This window comes from Salegentibacter salegens (assembly GCF_900142975.1).
Classification (GTDB): Bacteria; Bacteroidota; Bacteroidia; order Flavobacteriales; family Flavobacteriaceae; genus Salegentibacter; species Salegentibacter salegens.
Genome location: NZ_LT670848.1, coordinates 3,406,156 through 3,428,682, shown reverse-complemented (window position 1 = coordinate 3,428,682; position 22,527 = coordinate 3,406,156). Strand labels below are relative to the sequence as shown.

The following is a 22,527-nucleotide window of genomic DNA, read 5'->3' as shown; positions in this document are numbered from 1 at the left end:
CTTCAGTTTCTAATAGAATCCTTTATTTCCTGACTCAGTGTTTCGCTTAAACTCCATCGACCTTGCATTGATTTGTAATATGTAAATGGATTTTTGATAGGTTGTTTCTTATAAAATTTAAGAAATAAGTTCATCTTATATCCTTTCTCCATTTTTTCATTAAAATGTTTTTTCACCAATAGCATCATGGTTGGCGAAGGTTTTGGCTGCTTTAAATGACTTTGTTGATTATTTAACTGATGCACCTTCCTAAATCCACCGCGGGAAGCCTTAAGGTGTCTAATCGCTATATCTGGATGATAAATAATATCACATCCAGAATTTCTTAAGCTTATACCATAATCGGTATCTTCTCCAAAACCATTCTCAAATTCTCTGGAAAAACGACAGTTCTTTGCAATATCCGCTTTTACTATTGAGGTTCCTGAGCCAAAAGCACCCCATTGTTTAATTTTCGAAAATACAAGCTTTTCTCCTGGCTGAAGGCAATTTATATTTAGTGCATTTACTTTTAGACGATCTAATTCCCTCAATGCATCACGAAGAACCGCATCTTCAAACCTTATATCATCATCCGCAAAAAATACCCAATGAGATTTTACCTGATCCAGCGCAATATTTCTGGCATTACACGCTCCTAATTGATGGGTGAAATGGTGAACAATCTCAAAAGGCCAGGTTTCAGATTTTAAATAGTCTAATGCTGACTCTGAGTTTACCTCAGGATTTTGCTCTACAATTATGACCCTGGCAGGTAGTAATTTTTGATTTTTCAAATCTATTAAAACATTCTTTAAATATTTCGGCCTACCTAGGGTTGGAATAATAACGTCAATGCTTTCATTATTGATCCATTCCAGGCTTTTCTCTAATTCAGGAAGCTCCACCTGAAACTGAAAAAATGATTTTTTAAAAATACTGGTAAGGAAAGACCAAATCGGGAATTTTTTTTCATATCGAATAAAGCAAAATAATAATATAAGTAATCTTACTTTTTTGTAATGTTGAGCAACAAAGGAAAAGAGATCTTTTGTCTCTGCTTTAACTATACTCAATTTCCTGTTGCTTTTTTTCAACAAAGCCGGATGGCTATAGCAAAATAGGGAGTTCTGTTGCCCTACCTTGGCGATACTATTAATTAGAACACCGAAATTATTGATCCCTTTCAAAGGAGATTTTAATCTTAGTGCAGTTTCCCCATACACGCCCCCAATAGCCACACTCATCCTCCAGGTAGGATATTTCACGTTTTTACTGGGATTAACAAAAGGCAGCTGATCTACATAACCAATAGTATCAGGAATAAAGTATTCCTTAACCGAATAAGAGGCCATAACTAATGAGTGTTGAAATACCTCATCAATAGATTCGGTATTGATCTCTATACCTTTTTCCTTCCATAAAATTAGATCTTTTGGATATTTTTCGCATACCTCCCAAAATGCTTTTACGAGTGATTCAGAAAATCCGGTCTGTGGGTTATCATTCCTAATAACCTGCACTTGCTTTTTTGCATTTATATGAGAAATAATAATCAATTCGAATCAGGTTTTAATACAGAATTATAGAACTTAATATTCTGATCTACCACTACTTCTGTAGAAAATTTCTTTTTTACTCTATTTCTAGCCGCCTTAGCCATTTCAGCCGCCTCACAAGTATTATCTAACAAGTAAAGGATTTTTTCTGCGTAAGCTTTATGATCTTTAGGATCTTCAGTAAATCCAGTTACCCCGTTAAGCATTACTTCTTTTGCCCAACCAATGTTTGAGGTAACCAGTGGCTTTTCCATTGCCATTGCTTCCAGCCAGGTCATCGGCAAAGCCTCAGCAAAACTCGGTAACACAACCACTGCGGAATTGTTTAAAACATCTTTTATTTTCTGGTACGGTATCTCTCCTAGATAAGCAAAATTATTTCGGGCCCTTTTTTGTAATCTGGATTTAAATAGCTTCAGCGTAGACTCATTTTCTTTAATATCAATCACATCTCTTCCTGCTACAATAAGCTGTGCATCCGGTTTTTTTGAAATTATAATATTAAAAATTTCTGGCAGCTCAAGAATTCCCTTTTTTCTAATAAGACTACCAAAATAAAACAATTGATTGGGTTGGGCATTCTTGCCAAAAGGATGAAACTCTTCAATGTCTATTCCGTTTGGAATTATGAAAAAATCTTTCTTCAAATTGAAAAGACTCACCGTTTTATTCCCGGTAAACGCACTTACTGAAATTAGGTGATCTGCATTTTTCAGAGCCTTTTCTTCAAACCACCTGTTTTTCAATTTTTGCTTTCTTTGCTCCAAAGCACAAAAATAAGTATCACTCCCGTGTAGTCTTATAATCAATGGAATATTTATTTGCATAAAAGCAGTAATCCCGGTCCAATCGGCCGCTTCTATAATATCGATATGTTGCTCTTTTGAAAGCCTGTTTAAAAAGTTTTGTAAATACTTTCTGTAAAAATACCAGCCTCCTAGTTTATATTTTTTCTGTTGTATCAGATAGAATTGTATCCCATCTTCTTCAAAATTCCTATCTGATTTCTGATCATATATCACTAAACTCACTTCAACATCATTTTTCACCAGGGAATACGCCAGATTTTTTATACTGGTTCCCAATCCCCCCGAAGCAGTGCAGGCAGTATGAGGATATTCCGGAGTTAAAAAAGCTATGTGCATATAAAACAGGGACTGAATTAGACTGGGATCATCTATCTAAGAGACTTAAATGATCAGCTACCATTTTCTCAAGATAATATTTATTCTCAATTAAGGTATTTACCGGCTGTTGAATTATTTTTTTATTTTGGAGAATATCACAAATAATTTCTGAAAGCTGCTGGATATTCCCGGGCTCAAAAATAAATCCATTTATTTCATTTTCCACTACTTCAAGATTACCACCAACCGACGTGGTAATTACCGGTACATTTGCCGCCATAGCTTCCAATATAGATAGGCTAAAACATTCCATGTAGGTAGGCTGCAATAAAAAAGAATATTCTTGCAACAGATTAGGCAATTCAGAAGAACTACCTTTAAAAGTGGTTTGATTTTCCAGGTGATATAACTCTACTGTCCGTTCTAGTTCCTTTCGCATTGGACCTTCTCCGTATATATCAATTTTAAGCAAGACTTTATTTTCTTCAGGCAACAAATTCACAGCCTCAATGAGATCCTGAATCCCTTTTGATTCTCTCAAATGAGAAGCCACGATCATTTTTCCAAAATTTTCGGATTTTCTTTCTTCATATAAAGAAGTTTTTACTCCGTTATAAACAAGTACCGTCTTCCTTTTTAAATGATTACCGTAATCATCTAAAATACAATTAACAGTATATTTCGATACTCCTACGAAACAATCAATATACTTAGCATATAAAAGCCCCTTGATCTTATTCCTCAGTTTCTTTTTAATAGAAAATCCATTAAGCGGTCTTGGATTATGATCTACCGCAATTATATAAGCTTCCTGTTCATTTTTTAACTTCTGAAAAAAAGGTGTACATAGGGCAACGAAATGAGTAATTACAATATCATACTGTTTTAAATCCTTTGAATATTCAAGAAAGTGATTTTCTGCAGAAATTCCCTCAGAAGCAAAAACCTTTAAATTTTTATAAAAAGAATGAACCTGGCTGTTATTAAAAAACCAATCTATTTCATGACCTTTTTCTTTACAAGCCTGGTTGTAGGCTATAAAGAAGCGATCCATTCCGCCTATCCTTTCCGGTTTTAATTCATAATTGCAAATTACTGCTATATGTTTTGAATTTTTCAAGCTGTGGAAAGTTGTTTTAGGGAAGCGGCAATCCCTGCACTAGTTCCCTTAAGAGGTTTACCTATTTGCAATCGCAATAAAGATTTACGTTCCGGGGAATGCAAGCCTGGTTTTTCTAAATATGTATTTATTCCTGCTATTAATTCCTTTTTATTTTTGGCTATTATAACCGCACCGCTTTCAACAACTTTTTTATAGTGGGCATATTTTAAAAAGCGCTGATCGTTATAAAGCCCGTTATATTCGTTTCCAAACACGGGATTTATTACCGGTTTATCGAAAACCATAAAATCCAGGCTCATTGTAGAACACATATTAATACCCAGGTCTGAAAATTCTAAAATCATCCTAAGGTCTTTAAGATCTTTGGTTGAGGGAATTCGTTGCGACCAGGTTTCAGAATGATCACTTCTGCTTTGTGTCCAGGCGGGATAATTCCACTTTATAAACGGATATTTTTCTCGTAAATAAGTAAATCTTTCAGGTTCCTCTGCTGGGGAAGTTCTTACAAGAAAATTAAGACTTTCCTCAATTTCATTTTTTATTAAAGCCGCGGCTATGGTTTCAATATATAACGGATCGTTTGCACTGGTTGAGACATCTCCACAACTAAAGCAAATAGTCTTCAATTTAGAATCCAGGTCAAACCGATTATGGAATTCATTTTTAGTACTACTGTACTCTGGCATCACATAAGGTTCAAACTGTGGAGTTCCCACAACTTGAACCTGTTCATCCGAAATTCTACCATAAAATTGAAGTAACTCCTCTTTCATCAACCCACTCCATACCAAATAATGATTAAAATTTCCCGCCATTCTTCCTTTAGAAGCAAGATTATCCCAACTGAAGATAAAGCTGCAGGTTTTTATTTTTTCTTTTCCCGCCGCGTATAAAAGTGGCGCGATATAAGGAGGTCTTTGATGAGTAAAAAAAAGAAGACCAGGTTTATACTGACTTAAAAGTTTTCTATAATTTTTAGTTGAAGAATGATTTGCAAAACTTTTTTGTTGAAGCCGGTAGAACCTGTCTATTGATTCTTCAGAATTAAAATGCTCGCTAAGCTTATAAGCGAATCTAACAAGTTTACCCCTTCTTGAATTTGATTGAGTATAATTTGCCCTTAGATTATCCTGAAACCCAAAATTATTCCCAGCATTTTTCTTAAGATGGGCTAGCTCCTTGGTTTTTCTAAAAAACCAGTTAAAACCTGATTCACGATAATCTTCCAGATGCACCAACACACAACCGGAAAGATCAAATTCGTTGAAAACTGAGCTGGGAAGCGCAGAAAAAATAATTATTTGCTGAAATTTCGACTTTATTTCTTCTAAAAAACCGCTTAAAAAAAAGTTCCGAAAACCAACCCCGTCAGTAATCACCAAGCCTAAAGTGTTATCGGAATCCATTTTTTTAGTCATTTTCTTGAATAAGCATTTACACTAATATTAGGCTAAATTCGTGTTCAAATATAATTAGAAATTAACTACAAGCCTAAGCGATTAGTTTATTGGTAAAGCAAAAAACTTGCATTCACCCATTGCCAGATGTGAAAACTACTATGCCGCTCTCCTTCTTTATATTTTAGCCATTCCTTCTGCAATTCATCAAGATCAAACCAATCAGCATATTGGCTTTCCGCTATTCTGTTTAATTGTGCTTCTACCCAAACACTTAATTCGTCACCAAGCCATTCTCGTTGAGGTGTTTGCAAGGGACGTTTTGGTGCATAAGAAATCCCTAAAGGTACCAGTTCTTTTACGAGTTCACGTAACAGGTATTTATGTATACTCCCTTTAATCTTAAAATTTTCAGATTGAGCAAAGGCAAATTCTACTAATCGGTAATCAAGAAATGGCTCCCTGAGTTCGGTACTGGCAGCCATAGATATTCTATCATTGAATCTTAGGGCTCTTGGAATTTTTGTATAGAAGAGGTCTCTATATTGTAGGTTTTGGAGTTGATTATCAAAAGGCTTAGGATAATTTGGTTTTTCGGCAAATTTCATTAATTCTTTACTCAAACAATTTATTTTAAAAGGAGAGAAATTCCTTCTTTGTCCCTGAATATTATTGGAATGATCGCCACCACGGTAATAATCGTATCCAGCCCATTGCTCATCCATCCCCTGACCATCCAGAAGTACCAACACATTATCCTGCCTTGCCTGCCGGAATATTTTTGAATAAGCGATCGTAGGAAATCCCCCAAATGGTTCATCCTGTATAATGCTTGTGGTTCTCGATAATTCTTTAACTTCATTAACATCAAGTCGAATTTTTGATAAAGGATTTCCGGTTTGCCCTATCATTTTTTTTACCCAGGGTAATTCATCATATCGTTCATCATCTGAATAGAATGTATACGCACTGATCTTTTCTTTCTCCTGATATTGATTCACAAGAGCTAGTAAAAGGGAACTATCTACTCCTCCACTTATATTAAAACCAACTTCTACATCGGCTCTAAATCTTAACGAAATGCTGTCCTTTAAGAGGCTAAGATATTTCGCTTTGGCTTCTTCAATATTATCATAAACTTTAACTTTCTGAACATTCTCAACGAAGTCATACCATTGTTGAATTTTCAGCTCACCATTCTTAAAGGTTAGAAAATGCCCCGCCGGTAATTGGAAAATATGCTGATAAAAAGTTTCACTGGGAAGACCATATGATCCATACGCGAAGTAATTTGCCCATACTTTTAAGGATGGTTCATTGTTTCTGAGGATTCCGGTTATACTCTTGATCTCACTAGCGTAGAAAAATTCTTCAGCATTTTTGGAATAATAAAATGGCTTAACTCCAAACCTGTCACGGGCAGCAAATAAAAACTTTTCTTTTGTATCCCATATCGCAAAAGAAAACATCCCATTCAGCTTATCCAGAAAATCTTGCCCAAATTTAATATAAGCAGCCATTAGAACTTCTGTATCAGACTCAGTTTTAAATTCGTAGAATGGTTTTAATTCTTCACGCAGTTCAAGGTAATTATAAATTTCACCATTAAAACTTAATTGGTATCTACCTGAATTATCAGAAAATGGCTGATTTGAAGCATCGTTTAAATCTATAATTGAAAGCCTGTTATGTCCAAGATAAGCAAAGCCACTATCACTAAATTTCCCTGTGTTATCAGGTCCACGATGCTTTTGTAATTCAAGCATTTGCTCCAGATCCCGTTGACGATCAAATGGTGATATAATTCCAGCTATGCCGCACATTAAGACCTGCTTTTTAGTATACTTTCCGCTTTCATCCAGTCGGCTTCGGTATCAAGATTCACATAATCAGTATCTGAATTTTCAATAAATCCAATATTCTCTCCGTAAAGCGAATTTTCTTTGAGTATAATATCTGTTTTGACTAAATATATAGCCCCATCTCTATGAAATGCCTTTGGCAATTCCTGCCGGCGTGGAATAATATTCTTCTCACCCGTAGCGATTTGCAGTGCTCCATTCTGCTCTTCAAACACCCAATGCGGATTGAATTCGTGAGGAACCTCCCGAACGCTTATAAGAGAATCATGATTTCCAAACTCAAATTCTTTGATAGCTTCATCTATTAAGCCTTTTTTTCTAAAAGGAGTTGTTGGCTGAAGAAGGCAAACAGCATCATAATCCTGATTGATTTTTTCAAAATATGATAAAGCGTGCTTTACAACATCAAGAGAGGGAGTATTATCTTCAGCAAGTTGAGAAGGCCTGGTAAAAGGCGCCTCTATCCCTAGCTGTTTTCCTGTATTTATAATCTTTTCAGAATCTGAACTTAAGATACATCGAGTAAGCAGTTTTGAATCTAAAGCTGCCTCGATAGTATATCCTAAAAGTGGTTTTCCTGCCAGAACCTTTATATTCTTGCCAGGAATTCCCTTGCTTCCGCCCCTGGCAGGTATAATTCCAAGAATCTTCATTAGTAATTTATTGTTTTACTAAAGCTGAGTTCTGAGCTTGCCAAAATCTCTGCTATTTTCTTTCCGGCTTCTCCGTTGCCATAAATTTTAGAGACTGGGAATTTATTATAGTTAATAACCTCTTTCATCGCATCATAAATTTCATCCCTTTGAGGCGAAACATCTCTTACGTTCTTCCCTCGTAACCTTCGGTTTTGTCTATTTCCAATATTTACTACCGGTAATCCCAGGTAGGAACATTCTCTTATCCCTGCACTTGAATTTCCAATTAAGGCACTTGAATGCTTTAGGAGTCTCAGAAAATCCAATGGTTCCATATTTTTAAAAAAATGAATGCTTTTTGGCTTAACCATTTCCCTGAAAGTTCTAATTCCATTAGAAGTGCCATCGGAACCGGCATCAACATTTGGCCAAAACCAAAAAACAGGATAGTTTAATTTATTAATAGCTTCAAGGGTTTCAGTAATATGCTCTCGGGATTTTTGATACTCGGTAGTTACCGGGTGCTGCATTACCACGGCATAGCCATCTTTCCAATTGAGTTCTTCTCCTACACCGCCGTATTTTTCAATTGGATCAAAATTCAGTGTCTCTTCAGCACAAATCTCTTTCACTAAATCTATAGAAGGACAACCAGTATTAATAACTTTTTCCGGGTTTTCACCCAATTTGATTACCCTGGCCCTGGCATCATCACTTGAAACTAAATGCAGATCAGATAGTTTGGTGTTGGCGTGTCTTACTTTCTCGTCTATACTGCCGGTAACTTCGCCGCCCTGGATATGAACCAGGGGAATATTCTGATAAGCGGCAGCAATGGAAGTAGCAATGGTCTCAAACCTATCGGCTATAGTCACCACCGCATCAGGCTGAAGATTATAGAAAACATTTGTTAGCTCCATCACACCTATCCCGGTAGTTTTCGCCATGGTAGTAGGATTCTCTCCTTCCAGGACCATAAAAACTTTGGCTGCAATTGTGAACCCATCTTTTTCAATAAAATCCACCGCATTTCCATATCGATCTAACAAGGCGGAGCCGGCAATCACTAGCTGCAATTCCAGTTCAGGATGTTCCTGAATCGCCTTTAGAGCAGATTTTATTCTGCTATAAGAAGGCCTTGCGGTAACAACTACACATATTTTTCTTTTGGGCATTTTAGTTCTCAGTTAGTTTTGCTAAAGTAGGAAATTTGTTTAGGAACTTCATTGGAAGTGATGTATCCCAGAAACCATCCATGCGAAGACGTCATTGCGAGCGAAGCGAAGCAATCCGTTGCAGTTTAGTCAGATCGTGTTAGGAGACAACTTACAGCAGATTGCCACGTCCATCAGCGGCAGAGTCGCAATGATGATTCTCATAACAAATATTTTATTTTAAATCCTCCTCCTGTAAAAAATTCCACTGCTTTAAGTCCTGTTTAATCTTCTTTCCAATCACCTTCTCAAATCCGGAAGCAGGTATTCCAAAGCCTTTAGGCTTTTTTGCTTCCAGATCTTCAAACTGAATAACATGGCCTTCTTTTAGATCTCTATTCACCGCCAGAGACTTTTCAAAAATATCTTTTAAGGAGGCGAATTTTGAATTTTCACTTTTATCAACCGGGTTACTCCTGGCTAATTCGATATTTTTAATAGCATTTACTAAAGCTTTAATTTCCTCTATTTCCAGAGAAGAAGTCGCATCGGGACCAAAACTCTTTCTGGAGAAAACAGCATGAAATTCTAAAATTGAAGCTCCCAAAGCAAAAGCTGCGATACAGGTTTCTACTTTGGCAGAATGATCTGAAAAGCCTATAGTTACATTATACCTATTCTTCAATTCCGCTATAACATTCAACCCGAATTCCTCAGGTTTTGTTGGATATGCAGTAGTGCATTGTAAAATAGAATAAGCGACTTTTTTTTCTTTTAAGAACTTTACAGTATCATCCAGTTCGTTAAATGAACTCATTCCGGAAGATAGAATTACTGGTTTTCCAGTTTCGGCAATTTTTTGAAGCAATAAAAAATTGTTTACTTCTCCAGAACCTATTTTATATTGGGTTACCCCTAATCGCTCTAAAAGATCAACCGCAGTATTACTAAAGGGTGAGGCTAGAAATTCCACCTTATTTTTATCACATTCATTTTTTAATATTCTCCATTCTTTCTCAGTAAACTCCATTCGTTTCCAGTAATCGAATCTTGTTTTATCCTGCTGAGAAAATTCAACCCTAAACGGTTCAAATTCGCTGCTTTCTGCTTCGGCTATATGAACCTGAAATTTGACGGCATCTACCCCCGCTTCAGCGAGTACCCTGATATAACTTAATGCTATACCCAGACTGCCTTCATGCGCCTGACCAATTTCTGCAATTATAAATGCCATTAATACTGCGGTTTTGAGAGTTTATTGAAAGTAACTAGTGTTTCCGGTTTTACCGGTTTTCTTTCTACCCATACTTTACCAAAATTAAATATATTGATAAAAAACGCTTTCCAGAACTCCTTAAAATACCTTTTATCTTTCAATGCATATTTTTTAAAATTAAGAAAATAAAGTCGGGCGATCTTTTTTAATAGCAATGGAAAAGGATAATAGACCATATAAAAATAAGCGGTGTTTTTAAGCTGTTTTCCAAACCTGAAATAATTAGCTCCAATTAATTTTCGCTTTCCCAAATCCACTCGGTGATTCACTTGTATTTTATGGGTGAAAATAATATTGCATCCTCTATTTAGAACTTCTAAAGCCAGGCAAACCTCTTCTCCGTAAATATCTATCCAGGCCGGAAAGCCTTCTGTTTCTTCGTATACATTTTTTCTTACTACAAAACCACATCCTATAAAATCATTCACCAGAAGGTCGGGTCTGGAAATTAGTTGTTTCTGCGGAATATGTTCGTCTCTCTCGAACACTCCTTTAATCTCTTTAAAGGCTAAAATTCCGGTTGATGGATTGCTACGGAACAACTCTTCAGATATCTGGATAAAATCAGCTTGGAGCGGATGAGCATCATCATCAAAACCGAACAGTAATTTACCTCTAGCAGTTCTATAAAGAATATTTCTTGCTTTGGAAGCACCAATACTTTCTTTAGAAGAAAACCAGTGTATATATTCAAAATCGTCTTGTAAAAGTTTAGAATTATCGGTACAACCATCCAAAAAGACCCTTATCTCATGTTTATTATAATCAATATAATTTTCCAGAATTCTCAGCGTTTTAGAGAGTTCTTCTTTTCGATTTTTTGAAACTATGAGAATAGATGCTTCCATTGCCTAATTTAGGATCTTTTCAATTTCAGCCTTTAAATAATCTGCCGAAAGATAGTTCTTAAGATCCTCTCGCTTCATTTGTAAATTCTTTTCATTTTCAAGCCAGCTTTTATATAAGTCTTCCAGAAGTTGTGTTATTTTTTTTTCATTATCAATTTCAGACCAATACGGATATTCTTCGCCCAGTAATCTCCGGGATTCACTTTTCTTAGGCCCCAACAGCAATATAGGTTTTTCCGCAGCGATACAGTGAGGAAATTTACCGGGAAGAAAGGGACTCACTGCTGCTTTGGATTCCAGGATCACATTTACGGAAACCTTTTTTTGCAGCCTTTGAGTTTTTTCATATTCTAAATAATTTCTTACAATAACTGTAGACTTCTTTACTTTTCCCAGTTCTTTTTTATGATAACTGGAATTGCCAATCAATAATAAATGAGCATTTTTTTTAGCTTCCGGTATATTTTCTAAAAATTTCTGAAACGCCCTGATAAGATGAAAAGGAGGCCTTTGTTTCATAAGGTTTCCGGCATGCATTACCGTAAATTTTTCAGTTTCAAAAAAATCGGGCAATTCCTTTGAAATTTGGTTTTCAAAAAGCTGGTGCGGAAGAATTATTTCTTTTCCCTGAAATTTGGAAAACTTTCCTGTCATCCATTCTTTTAAGAGCTCACTGGGAAAAGCAGCCCATTTGCATTTTTCCGCGAGTTCATTAAAAAATTCAATCTTTTTAGTATATCCAGGCTCACTCCAGTTATAAGGTTCCGGATAATAATGAAAAGGATAAGGATCATGAATATAAGCCATCCATTTATCATGAAAATTTGGATAATTGAGCATCGCATAATGAGGCCTAAAACTAGCTCCTTTACTTAAAGTTAAAACAAGGTCTGGATTAAAAACCTTATATTCTTCGAGAGCATTCTTAATACTTTGTACATCGTTAAAGAAGGTAAAACTGAAACCAAATTTGGGCTCTAAATATTTTGCCAGGTTAACTCCAAACCAGTGCTGGATTTTACGCTGTATTCTACTTAAGAAGTAATTAGCGCTAAATTTTTCTTCCTTTATGGCGATACATTTTATGGATGCTAACTGGATCTCCTTACGAGTATAGTGTAATACTAAAAGCTTGAAACCGGATTGCTGAAGATTATGGATCAACGCCACATTAGCCTTTGAGCCGCTACTATCATCTACGTCTATCGATTCAACAACAATCAGGATTTTCTTCTGGAGCACTGCCAAGGAGTTTTCAGTAAAACTATGAATTTTAGTATTTCGACAAGCTCAATGTGAAAGAAAGTTTATTTTAATAGATAACGATGTAAGAATGAGCTCGGTCCATTAATCTTAGGAAAGATTTTTAGAAATCTTTTGTTTTTCTAGAAAATTTACAATCTTTTTAGCTGCATTGCCATCCCCAAAAGGATTCTTCAAATCCTGAAAATTTGGTGGATCTTTTAAAATTCTGAACGCATGGCTCAGGATATTTTGAGAATTTGATCCTGTTAGAATTGAAAAACCGGCTTCAACTGCTTCCTCTCGTTCGGTATAGTCCCGGGTTACCAAAACTGGTTTGTTAAAAGTAGGAGCTTCTTCCTGGATTCCTCCAGAATCGGATATGATAAGATCGCAATTGCTGATGAGCCATACCATTTCAGGATAATTTACAGGTGGTAATAATCTAATATTGGATTGTTCCTTCAGTCTTTCTTCTACGATCATTTTGGTTCCCGGATTTAAATGAACCGGAAACACTATAAGAAGTTCTTTATTTTTCGATAGTTCTAAAAGAGAAGTACATAGTTCCACTATTCCTTTTCCAAAATTCTCTCGGCGATGCCCCGTTACCAAAATCATTTTTTCAAAGTCGGTTAATTTTAATCCCAGGTTATTTGCAATAGTTTCTGCATCCAGTTCACTTTCTATCATTTTCAAAGAGTCTATAACCGTATTCCCGGTTAGAACAATAGCTTCTTTCTTTATTCCCTCTGAAAGCAAATTTCCAGTAGCTTTTTCTGTGGGAGTAAAATGCCAGGTAGCGATTCTACTTATAAGCTGCCTGTTGATCTCTTCAGGAAATGGTGAATATCGCTGATAGGTCCTCAAACCGGCTTCTATATGTCCTACGGCTATCTTTCGATGAAATGCGGCCTGTGCAATAATATTTGCAGTGGTAGTATCTCCCTGAACTAAAACCACATCAGGTTCTTCCTGACCAAATATGCTATCAATTCCTTTAAAAATTTCAGCACTTAAGCTATTCAAAGACTGGCCAGCTTTCATTAAAGCAAGATCGTAATGTGGTTTTAGGTTAAAAACTTTCAGCATTTGATCCAGCATTTCACGGTGCTGCCCCGTAGTGCAAAGTACAGGCTGCAATCTACGACGTTCCATCTCAAGAATTATTGGAGCCATTTTAATGACTTCAGGCCGGGTACCGAAACAGATAAGGTATTTCAAGTTTTTACTTTTTTAGTAGCTTCTTAGTTCTATGGCCTAAAACCAAAACCGGGTAACATTTATAGAAGAACCTGTACTTAAGTTTTTCTATAATAGCCATATTCGATTTAGCCAACACATGCTCTAAAATAGTTTTATTTTTTAAAAACACACTCATTTGAACAAAATGACGAATAAGATATTTTGATAGCAAATCTTTATTCTGCAAATCTTCAATAACCAGTTCTATCGCCTTTTCATTTGAGGCCCTCCTTTTTTTATCTCCTTTCCAAAATTCCCCGGTATTAGAAGCTTGATGCTTTCTATTGAAATAAAGGATTTCATCAATTCCAACTCCCTTATAACCTGCTAATAATATTCTTGTATAACATTCCCACTCCTCGGCGTAATTTAGTGACTCATTAAATCTAATATTGACAAAACATTTCTTACTCCACATCACAGTGCAGGATGCAAGCGCAATTTTGTTCGTTACAACTTTCTCAAATTGATTTGAACCTATTTCATAATGATCTATAGGCCCAGCTATTTCACGATATTTAGGAAAAGTTGTGGTAAAAGATTTTTTACAGTAATGAAAAAAGTCATTGTCAGAATTAAGTAATCCATTCAAACAAATCTCCAAATTTCGGGGGTGAGCAATATCATCATCATCAAAAAAAATAAGATAATCCCCTTTTGCTTTATCTAAGCCATAATTTCTTGAACCTGGCAGGCCTCTTCTATAAGCCTCTGGCCTATTTAGATAAATAAACCTCTCATCATTTTTAATATGAGAAGATACTATTTGTTCAGTATTATCTGAGCTTCCATCATCAATAATAAGGCATTCCCAATTTTTAAAAGTTTGGTCTTTTATAGAATCCAGCATCTTTCCTATAACCTTCACTCTGTTATAGGTGGCCAGTATAATTGTGACTGTTGGTTCGCTTTCTTTCAACATCTAATATTTCTGTTGATTTCAATCCTGTTCTTTTTTCTCCCTATTTCAAATAATTTGAGATTACAAAGAAGAAATAAGAAAGAAATCATATAATAAACTGACAAATTATGCTTTACAAAATCATTAATTCCCCCGGCTATTAAAATGGCTAGGTAGACTACCGGAATGAATAAAATCAAAGTAAATATCAGAATGTCTGGCTTTATAATTCTTTTTTGCCTGAAATCAATAAGACTCAGAAGCAACGCTCCAAAATATATCGGGAGCGCCAGGTAGTTTACAACATATCCCCAAGGAGTCTGGACTACTGTCTTCTCTCCTTCAAAGGACTCTTCTTTACTATAATTTCCCAGATGCTCTGGTTGTGCAGGATTATTGAATAGAAGCCGAACTCCTGAAAAAGCTGTTTTAAAAAATATTTTTGGATTTAATAAATATGTCTTAATAATGTCGATTTGTCCCACTTCTGAATAAAATTCTTCAAAAAGCTCTTTATTATCGATAAGTTCGTTATTGGGGCGCCAGTATCCTCTTTTAACATTCACGAGATATCCCTTCTTATCAAGATGTAAATCAGCTAAAATTTCCTTTTGTTCTTTTGAATTCGCCTCATGCATTAAACCTAAAAAAACAGCCTCATACAAGTTAGCGTAGTTGGTTTGCGCCTGCTCCTTAAAAGTAAAAAACATGAAAAATATAAGTAGAAAACTAATCCCAATCAAATTAAATTTATTTAGTTGTCTATATCTTGAAATTACCAGACAAAACGGAAATATTAAAAAAATTATATTTTGAGATTTAGAAAGGGATAGTACTACTAAAGCAATCAACAATAGATTATAATTGATTGACCGGGCTACGGAAAAAGCAACTACATAAATCGCTGCTATTAGAAATAACGCCTCTTGATAAAAGCTATTAAAATAAGAAACAAACATTATATCTGATAAAATCACTATAGACAAAATCCCAAAAATGATTTTCAATGTATGACCGGATATGTATTGGAAAGAATTCCTAAGAAATAAATAAAAGGCTATAAGATAAAGTGAGAAATATAATGCAGATAAAAAATAGATACTATAGGTGCCTGTATAAAACATATTATTTACACCTACAGAAATTAAAGGAATTACCTGTCCAATATTTACGGGAACTTTAGGAGATCCTATTACGTCATAATAAGGGTTAAAAAAATTAAAGAATTTATCCTGGGAAATTTCTGTAGTATGTGACAATCCTATGCGCGGAAGAATTCTTCCGAAATCAGCACTATCGGCTAAGCCAATCTGTGGTGGCGTAAATAAATAATATCCTACTATCAAACCAAAAAATATGGTGATTAGTAATTCCAGTTTGAATTGAAAGTTGGTTTTGATAATTAAATACTTTTAAAGTTCAAAGATGCATTTTTTAAAAAACTTTCAGTAGAATCATTTTTATTTTATTTCTTTGAAGACATCAAAACTTATGGACCTACTTGAAAAATCAAAATCTGGCCGAAGACACCCCTGGGAGTTAGCAAGGTATGAAGTTGTAAAATCTTTAATCAATACCCACATAAAAAATTATTCAGGAAAGAAAATTCTTGATCTTGGTTGTGGGGACCTTTTCTTCCTTAATAAGTTCTCAGAAGACAAAACTGATACAGATTTTTATGCTGTAGACACCGCTTTTGATGAAGAATACATTAAATCTGAAGGAGTAGTAAGTCATATCAAACTATTTAATTCACTAAGCAACTTACCAAATGAAGATCTGTTCTTTGATATTGTTTTTTTGATGGACGTAGTTGAGCATATTGAAAATGACGTCACTTTCCTTGAAAACCTAAAAAACAATTCTTTCATTACTGAGAAAACAATTATTCTCATTACTGTCCCTGCATATCAAAAATTATTTTGTTATCACGACCATTTTTTGGGGCATTATAGAAGATACACCAACTCAACAATTGAAAACGTGACAAAGAAAGCAGGCTTTAAAACTTTAACCAAGGGCTACTTTTTCACGAGTCTGCTTCTACCGCGTTTTATAGAAGTGATAAAAGAAAATGCAGGTAAAAAAAATAAAATTAGAGGCACCCGCCTTACGCAATGGAATAAGAATAATTTAACCACACAGAGCATCAAGAAAATGCTCCTTTTCGATTTTAAAATAGGACAAATTCTAAAAAAAATCGGCATAAATACTCCTGGACTTTCAAATTACCTGCTTTGCAAAATACGTGCATAATAATCCCCTGCTATAATGAGGATGAGAGATTGGATTCAAAAAAATTTCTTCAATTTCTATCTCAGAATGAATATCATTTCTGTTTCGTGAATGATGGTAGTGAAGATAGGACATACGATTTAATTGTTGCTATCCAGGATGCATTTCCTGATAAAGTGACAATTGTGAATTTATCCCGAAATCGGGGAAAAGGTGAGGCGGTACGACAAGGATTTTTAGATGCTGAAGCTACAGGTAAATTTGATTATATTGGTTATTTTGATGCCGATCTTGCTACACCACTGGAAGAGATTTCTTATTTGAAAGGATATTTTCAAAAAGACTACAAAATAATTATTGGATCAAGAGTAAAGCGTTTAGGAGCTGAAATCACAAGAAATTCTTTAAGGCACTACCTAGGTCGTGTTTTTGCTACAGTCGCAAGTATTCATTTGGGAATAAAAGTCTATGATTCCCAATGCGGAGCCAAAATATTTTCGTGTGATATGGCAAAAATACTCTTCAAAGAAGAATTTGTTACCAAATGGTTGTTTGACCTGGAATTAATATATAGATTAAAAAAGTACAGCCCTAGCGATTTTGAAAAAGATATTCTTGAAGTGCCTCTTAGAATATGGAAAGAAAAAAAGAATTCTAAGATGAAAGTTATAGATTTTATTTTAGCTCCATTTGATTTATATAAAATAAAAAAAGCTAGTTCATAGAAAATATTTCTTTTAGTAAATCTAAAATAAACATTTTAAAATAATTCGAAATCCTCGAGAGCGACTATAACCCATCAAAACTACCGGACGATTTTTTAATATTTCTATTAATGTTCTGATATTTTGATTTTTTTTATAAGTTTCAATATTTCCTCTTAATCTTAAGTCAATATCGGTGACATTGGATTCTGAGTTTATATTTATAGCAGTCCTATAAATCCTTTTCATATCCTTTTCAAAAGATGAATAGTTTTTAAAAAAAGAAAAAACATCAATTCTTCTGTGTTGGTGTAATTTTGAGAATAATTGTGAATACCCTCTTTCCTTCGAAAATTCTAATTTTCTAAAGAATTTAGAATAGGATTTTATTAACCTTGAATTAAAATCGACTTTTGAAGAGGAATGCTTTTGATTCAGGTGATAGGATAAACTATTTTTGTGAATCCTGAAATTGTATAAATAATCGGGTATATGGTTAAAATGACTATGGATGGATGCTTGTAGCCAGAAATCATAATCCTCTACTGTGTGCAACTCTTCATCGTACCCGTTATTTCTATCAAACACTTCTTTTTTATAAAGAAAACAAGCTCCCACAGTGTTACCTAATAAAATGGTGGAACCTTCGTTAAATACAAATTTTCTCTTAAAACCACCATTCTCTTCTATAATATTAAAATTACTGTATGTTATGTCAATTCCGCTTTTCTCTATTTCAACCACCATTCTTTCAATTGCGTTTGGCTCATAAAAATTATCATCTGAAGTCCAGGTTAAATAACTCCCTTTAGCAACCTTATGACCTATATTGAGACTTGCAGGAAGTTGTTTATTTTCCGTATTTTGGATTAGAACAACGCGTTTATCTTTTTTTTGAAATTCTCTAGCGATTTTATAAGAATTATCAGTTGAACAGTCATCAACTATTATTAATTCAATATTTACATAAGTCTGTTCAAGACAACTTTGTATAGATTGATCCAGAAATTTTTCTCCATTATATACAGGAAGTATTATAGAAACTAACTTAGGATCAACTTCAAGTAGATGCTTCATAAATTTCTTTCCATTTTTTTTTGATCACATTTTTAGAAAATTCCTTTTCAACAAAAATTCTAGCATTCTGCCCCATTTGTTGTCTCAAGTGGAGGTTCATTAATACTTGTAGTTTTTTCTCTAGGCAATCCAAATCATATTCCGGACATAAAAATCCTGTTTCACCATCTCTAACGGTAAATTTCACCCCTCCGGAATTAAAAGCTAACACTGGTAATCCACATGCTTGCGCTTCTAAAGTAGCAAGGCCCTGAGTTTCTCTTCTGCCATCGAGTATAGGTACACCCGTAAAAAGATAAACATCACTCTTCCTGAGGATTCCCCTTACATCATTTTGACTTTTTCTTCCGATCATCTCAACGTCATTTTCAAGATTGAATTTGGCTATTTGATTCTTCAAATTCTGATATTCCTGTCCGTCTCCAAGAATGGTAAATTTAATCCCTAAGCCTTTTTTTCGAAGAATATTTATTAAATCAACCGCAACCGCATGTCCTTTAATAGGATCAAGCCTACCTACTGTAATTACCTGAAGCCATTCATCATTTTTAAGGTATTCAGAAGGGGTAAAATATTGAGTGTCTACAGGAACTGGAATGGTCAATAAATTTTTCTCAGGACAGCCCAGTGCTTCAATTTTCTCTGCAAGGTATGGAGTATTGGCTACTATCAAATTATCCCCTGAAAAGAGGTGATCATAATATCCATTGTTCTGAATAAATCCATTAATAGGGAAAAAAGCATCATGACCATGAAAAGAAACTATCAGTTTCCCCTTTAAAAGTCCCGCTTTTTTTAAAATATCTACCGGATGCGAATTGGTCCCATATTGAATATGAATAATATCGGTATTCATAAATTGATTATAAAATGCAAATTCGTAAATCCAGGTAAGGCTAAATTTGGGTTTTAAACGGATGTACTGTTGGATTTTGGACCAACTCCGTCGGTGCTTCCAAAATATTCCAAAGGCTTTAAATAATCGAATGAATTTATTTTTTGGGATACCGTAGTTTTCAATAATAATCTTTTTGCCAATGTCATATTTTTCCAATAAAATTGAATGAGTACTCTTTCCGAAATCCAAAACGTCCTTTACAAGAATATTTATCTCGTATCCTTCCTCTATTGCCATTACTATTTGAGAAATGATAAAGGTTTCTGATAAATGGGGAAACTGCTGGATTTTAAAAAGTATCTTTCTCAAAATATCACCTTTTTTACCAGTGCAAGATACCTTTCTATTGGCAATCTCATTAATTCTTTTCCCGCAACTTTGTGAAGACTATATAATGTCTTCAAATTTTGATGCTCATTATTTCTGAGAATAGTATCTACGCAATCATTAATAATAATTCTCTTAAGCTTAAAAAAAGAAATACCGTTTAAGTGCAACACATGTTTTTCCAGCTTAATAAAAAATGATTTGTTTCTGATAGGATAAATATTTTTAGAATTTCCCGTTATAAATCGGTCAATAAAATAATTAATAATTTTTTCCTTCTCTTCAGAAGAGGATTCACTAAATAAATTCTCATAAAGTAACCTCAAATTTTTCAGAAATTTCTCTCTGAGAAATTCATCGCTTTTCATCCTTTCCGTTAAGCTCAAAGGATGATAACGATAATAATAGAAAGCAGGAATGTCTATTCTCACAAAATCACTATGCTTTAGAGCTCTTAACCAAAAGTCATAATCTTCAACTAAAAAAAGGTTTTCCCGATAACCTCTATTTCTTAAATAGACCTCCTTTTTATATAAAAAACATGCACCCACTACTCCATAAAAGAGGAGAAATTCTAGTGGCTTTAAACGTGACTGCCCTATTACTTCCGAATCCTTATTAATTATCAAATAATCACAATAAACCAGATCGGCCGATTCTTTTTGTAACTTTTTAAACATTATTGCCAGTGCATCCGGATGGAAAATATTATCGTCTGATGTCCAGGTAATGAAATCCCCCTTTGCTTCATTGTGACCAATATTCAGGCATATTGGTAATTTTTTATTTTCTTTATTATCAATGATTCTTATGCGGGAATCACGATTTGCGTAGCTTTTACTTATTTCTAAACTTAAATCATTTGAAGCATCATTTACAATTATAAGCTCCAAATTCGTATATGACTGTGAGAGGCAACTCTCTATGGCTACATTCAAATATCTCTCACCATTATAAACCGGTAATATTATGGAAATTAAGGGTTGAATCATATAAATTTGTAGTACAGAAAATTTTAATTTTTGTAAATATATAAGAATCTTTTAGCTGTATCTATGACAATTCACTATATTATATTAGCCCATAAAAATCCGGAGCAGTTGGAAAGGATGTATCAAAGATTAAATGCTCCTTGGGTGAAATTCTACATCCATGTTGATCGAAAAGTCTCGATTCTTCCCTTCCAGTCCTTATTGAATAAATATGAAAATGCCTATTTCTTAAATGATGACTCAAGAGAAAATGGTACCTGGGGAGATATAGGAATAGTAAAAGGTACAATAAATGCTCTACGTATAGCAGTAGGAAAAGACAATCCGGGATATTACGTCTTATTGAGCGGTCAGGATTATCCTTTGCAGAAAAACGAAACTATTAAAGACATCTTTCGCCAGAATCCTGAAATAGATTATATTACTTCCTATCCGCTGCCCCATTCTTCTTTAGATCAAGGTGGAATACCCAGAATTGAAAAATATAAGGTTAATAAATCAGACAAACGAGGGCACTTCTTATTTTTACCATCTGTATATGAAAAGGAATTTTATTCTCTTGAAACAGCAGGTAAAATCAACTTTCTCCGAAAGAATAACCAGTATGGGGATATCTTAAGAACTTTCAAACGAAGACGTTTCCCTCATTATTTAAAGCCTTACAGTGGCAGTCAATGGTGGGCCATGAAAGAGGAATCTATAAGATATATATTGAATTTTCTGGATGTTAATCCTGATTATTTAAAATACCATACATATAGTTTGCTTCCTGATGAAATGTTTTTCCAGAGCATTATTCAAGCTAATGGCTACAAAACAAAAATAGAATCTTCAAAGACTTACGTCAATTGGGAAAAAACTTCCGGCCCTCTTCCTGTTACGTTTGAATTAAACGATTTTAAAGAATTAAGTATAGCTTCTAAAAACCATCTGTTTGCCAGAAAATTTGATATATATAAAGACAGGGAGATTTTGGATGAAATAGATAAGAAATTATTAAAGTAGTTACCGCCGTTTAGCTTTATTCAAAAAATAATGTCCTTTATTGAAAATAAACCCCATAACCAGAGCTGCATTAAAATTATAATTTGATGTTCTTCCTAACTTGTCTTTTACGATCTGTCCAACATCTTTGAAGTAATTAGATCTTATTCTAAATTTAGATAGATCCAGGCAAATATTCATCATCCCGAAAATTAGTTCTTTTTGTGTATAGGTATCTATGTCGGCTGAAATGTCCTTATATGTAAGTAAACGATTCTCAAGGAGTTCTTGATTAAAAGTCTGAGGATTCTTGGTAAGCTGCTTTTGAATAGACCTGGAATGTAACCTTCTATAAGTTAAGATTTCATCTAAATATTTTCCATTTTCCGAAACCAGCAACATTTTACAGAAATAATTATAGTCCTGCCAGGATTTCATTTTTTCATTCCAACTAATTTTCCTGGCTATTTCCCTTCTAAGCATCACATCATAGGTATACCAGTGAATCTTAAGCAAGATAAAATCTGAAGCTTTAATCCCGTAATCTTTCTTATCATACACATAAGGCTCATGCAATTTATTCCTCTCAAAATTCTGGGTTCTGGCCACCACGAAATCCAGCCTTTCTTCTTCAAGGGCTTCAACTTTTTTTTCAATATGATATGGGGTCAAAAGATCATCACTATCAAACCAGATTATATATTCTCCAGATGATTTTTTAAAACCAAAATTGCGACAGGCATTTGCTCCTTTGTTTAAATCTACAGGTCGTTCAAAATCTCTGAACCTAGAATCTTTCCTTTTAAAAGAATTAATGACTTTTAAAGTTTCATCTGTAGAACCGTCATCGACAATTATACATTCCCAGTTTTCGAAAGTTTGAGTTAAAACTGAATTTAAAGTTTCCCTAATTAAATTTTCTCGATTATATACAGGTATTATTATGGAAACTAACATTTAGA

At 34.3% G+C, this 22,527-nt stretch carries 20 protein-coding genes; 3 read left to right on the top strand and 17 right to left on the bottom strand.

What is annotated here, in order from left to right:
• Positions 1-2 precede the first annotated feature (2 nt).
• The 13 genes from B5488_RS15200 to wsfD all read right to left on the bottom strand — a co-directional run bounded on the left by B5488_RS15200 (position 3) and on the right by wsfD (position 15,706).
• Entirely contained in the window at positions 3-1,538 is a 1,536-nt protein-coding gene (locus tag B5488_RS15200) for a glycosyltransferase family 2 protein (RefSeq protein WP_079736036.1), read from the bottom strand.
• Positions 1,535-2,683: a glycosyltransferase family 4 protein gene (locus B5488_RS15195; protein ID WP_079736035.1), complete on the bottom strand. Its 1,149-nt coding sequence runs from the start codon at positions 2,681-2,683 to the stop codon at positions 1,535-1,537. The genes B5488_RS15200 and B5488_RS15195 overlap by 4 nt, the downstream gene beginning before the upstream one ends.
• Before the next feature lie 28 nt (positions 2,684-2,711).
• Positions 2,712-3,785, bottom strand: a complete 1,074-nt coding sequence (locus tag B5488_RS15190) for a glycosyltransferase family 4 protein (RefSeq protein ID WP_231919750.1) — start codon at positions 3,783-3,785, stop codon at positions 2,712-2,714.
• A complete protein-coding gene (locus tag B5488_RS15185; RefSeq protein ID WP_079736642.1) occupies positions 3,782-5,194 on the bottom strand; it encodes a hypothetical protein in 1,413 nt (470 codons plus the stop codon). Before B5488_RS15185 ends, B5488_RS15190 begins: the two co-directional genes overlap by 4 nt.
• 98 nt (positions 5,195-5,292) lie before the next feature.
• Positions 5,293-7,008 carry an asparagine synthase (glutamine-hydrolyzing) gene (asnB, locus tag B5488_RS15180; RefSeq protein WP_079736034.1) on the bottom strand — a complete coding sequence of 572 codons (1,716 nt, stop codon included), beginning with the start codon at positions 7,006-7,008 and terminating at the stop codon, positions 5,293-5,295.
• Positions 7,008-7,700, bottom strand: a complete 693-nt coding sequence (locus tag B5488_RS15175) for an acylneuraminate cytidylyltransferase family protein (protein WP_079736033.1) — start codon at positions 7,698-7,700, stop codon at positions 7,008-7,010. The genes asnB and B5488_RS15175 overlap by 1 nt, the downstream gene beginning before the upstream one ends.
• Entirely contained in the window at positions 7,700-8,857 is a 1,158-nt protein-coding gene (gene neuC, locus B5488_RS15170) for a UDP-N-acetylglucosamine 2-epimerase (RefSeq protein WP_079736032.1), read from the bottom strand. Before neuC ends, B5488_RS15175 begins: the two co-directional genes overlap by 1 nt.
• A 214-nt stretch (positions 8,858-9,071) precedes the next feature.
• Positions 9,072-10,070, bottom strand: a complete 999-nt coding sequence (locus tag B5488_RS15165) for an N-acetylneuraminate synthase family protein (RefSeq protein ID WP_079736031.1) — start codon at positions 10,068-10,070, stop codon at positions 9,072-9,074.
• Positions 10,070-10,960, bottom strand: coding sequence for a glycosyltransferase family 2 protein (locus tag B5488_RS15160; protein ID WP_079736030.1), 891 nt, complete (start codon positions 10,958-10,960; stop codon positions 10,070-10,072). Before B5488_RS15160 ends, B5488_RS15165 begins: the two co-directional genes overlap by 1 nt.
• A 3-nt stretch (positions 10,961-10,963) precedes the next feature.
• Entirely contained in the window at positions 10,964-12,202 is a 1,239-nt protein-coding gene (locus B5488_RS15155; protein ID WP_079736641.1) for a glycosyltransferase family protein, read from the bottom strand.
• 111 nt (positions 12,203-12,313) lie between these two features.
• A complete protein-coding gene (wecB, locus tag B5488_RS15150; protein WP_079736029.1) occupies positions 12,314-13,426 on the bottom strand; it encodes a non-hydrolyzing UDP-N-acetylglucosamine 2-epimerase in 1,113 nt (370 codons plus the stop codon).
• 4 nt (positions 13,427-13,430) lie between these two features.
• Complete coding sequence (locus B5488_RS15145; RefSeq protein ID WP_079736028.1) at positions 13,431-14,369, bottom strand: glycosyltransferase family 2 protein; 939 nt, start codon at positions 14,367-14,369, stop codon at positions 13,431-13,433.
• Complete coding sequence (gene wsfD / locus B5488_RS15140) at positions 14,363-15,706, bottom strand: glycan biosynthesis hexose transferase WsfD (protein ID WP_456114827.1); 1,344 nt, start codon at positions 15,704-15,706, stop codon at positions 14,363-14,365. The genes B5488_RS15145 and wsfD overlap by 7 nt, the downstream gene beginning before the upstream one ends.
• A gap of 133 nt (positions 15,707-15,839) precedes the next feature.
• On the opposite strand from wsfD, the gene B5488_RS15135 reads away from it, so the two are divergent.
• Together B5488_RS15135 and B5488_RS15130 are read left to right on the top strand one after the other, a co-directional pair.
• Positions 15,840-16,604: a class I SAM-dependent methyltransferase gene (locus tag B5488_RS15135; protein WP_079736026.1), complete on the top strand. Its 765-nt coding sequence runs from the start codon at positions 15,840-15,842 to the stop codon at positions 16,602-16,604.
• A gap of 29 nt (positions 16,605-16,633) precedes the next feature.
• A complete protein-coding gene (locus tag B5488_RS15130; RefSeq protein ID WP_170065289.1) occupies positions 16,634-17,308 on the top strand; it encodes a glycosyltransferase in 675 nt (224 codons plus the stop codon).
• Between the two features lie 21 nt (positions 17,309-17,329).
• On the opposite strand, the gene B5488_RS15125 is transcribed toward B5488_RS15130, so the two are convergent.
• The 3 genes from B5488_RS15125 to B5488_RS15115 are packed head-to-tail and all read right to left on the bottom strand — an operon-like array spanning position 17,330 to position 20,581.
• The gene (locus tag B5488_RS15125; RefSeq protein WP_079736024.1) at positions 17,330-18,364 is read right to left on the bottom strand and encodes a glycosyltransferase family 2 protein; all 1,035 of its coding nucleotides are present in this window, start codon (positions 18,362-18,364) and stop codon (positions 17,330-17,332) included.
• Complete coding sequence (locus tag B5488_RS15120; RefSeq protein ID WP_079736023.1) at positions 18,348-19,571, bottom strand: glycosyltransferase; 1,224 nt, start codon at positions 19,569-19,571, stop codon at positions 18,348-18,350. Before B5488_RS15120 ends, B5488_RS15125 begins: the two co-directional genes overlap by 17 nt.
• On the bottom strand, positions 19,568-20,581 hold the full coding sequence (locus B5488_RS15115; RefSeq protein ID WP_079736022.1) for a glycosyltransferase family 2 protein: 1,014 nt from the start codon (positions 20,579-20,581) through the stop codon (positions 19,568-19,570). The genes B5488_RS15120 and B5488_RS15115 overlap by 4 nt, the downstream gene beginning before the upstream one ends.
• A gap of 63 nt (positions 20,582-20,644) precedes the next feature.
• Here B5488_RS15115 and B5488_RS15110 point away from each other — a divergent pair, with 63 nt between their 5' ends.
• Positions 20,645-21,586 (top strand): beta-1,6-N-acetylglucosaminyltransferase, encoded by a 942-nt coding sequence (locus tag B5488_RS15110; RefSeq protein WP_079736021.1) that lies wholly within the window; start codon positions 20,645-20,647, stop codon positions 21,584-21,586.
• Here B5488_RS15110 and B5488_RS15105 read toward each other — a convergent pair whose 3' ends face one another.
• Positions 21,587-22,522, bottom strand: coding sequence for a glycosyltransferase family 2 protein (locus tag B5488_RS15105; RefSeq protein WP_079736020.1), 936 nt, complete (start codon positions 22,520-22,522; stop codon positions 21,587-21,589).
• Positions 22,523-22,527 lie beyond the last annotated feature (5 nt).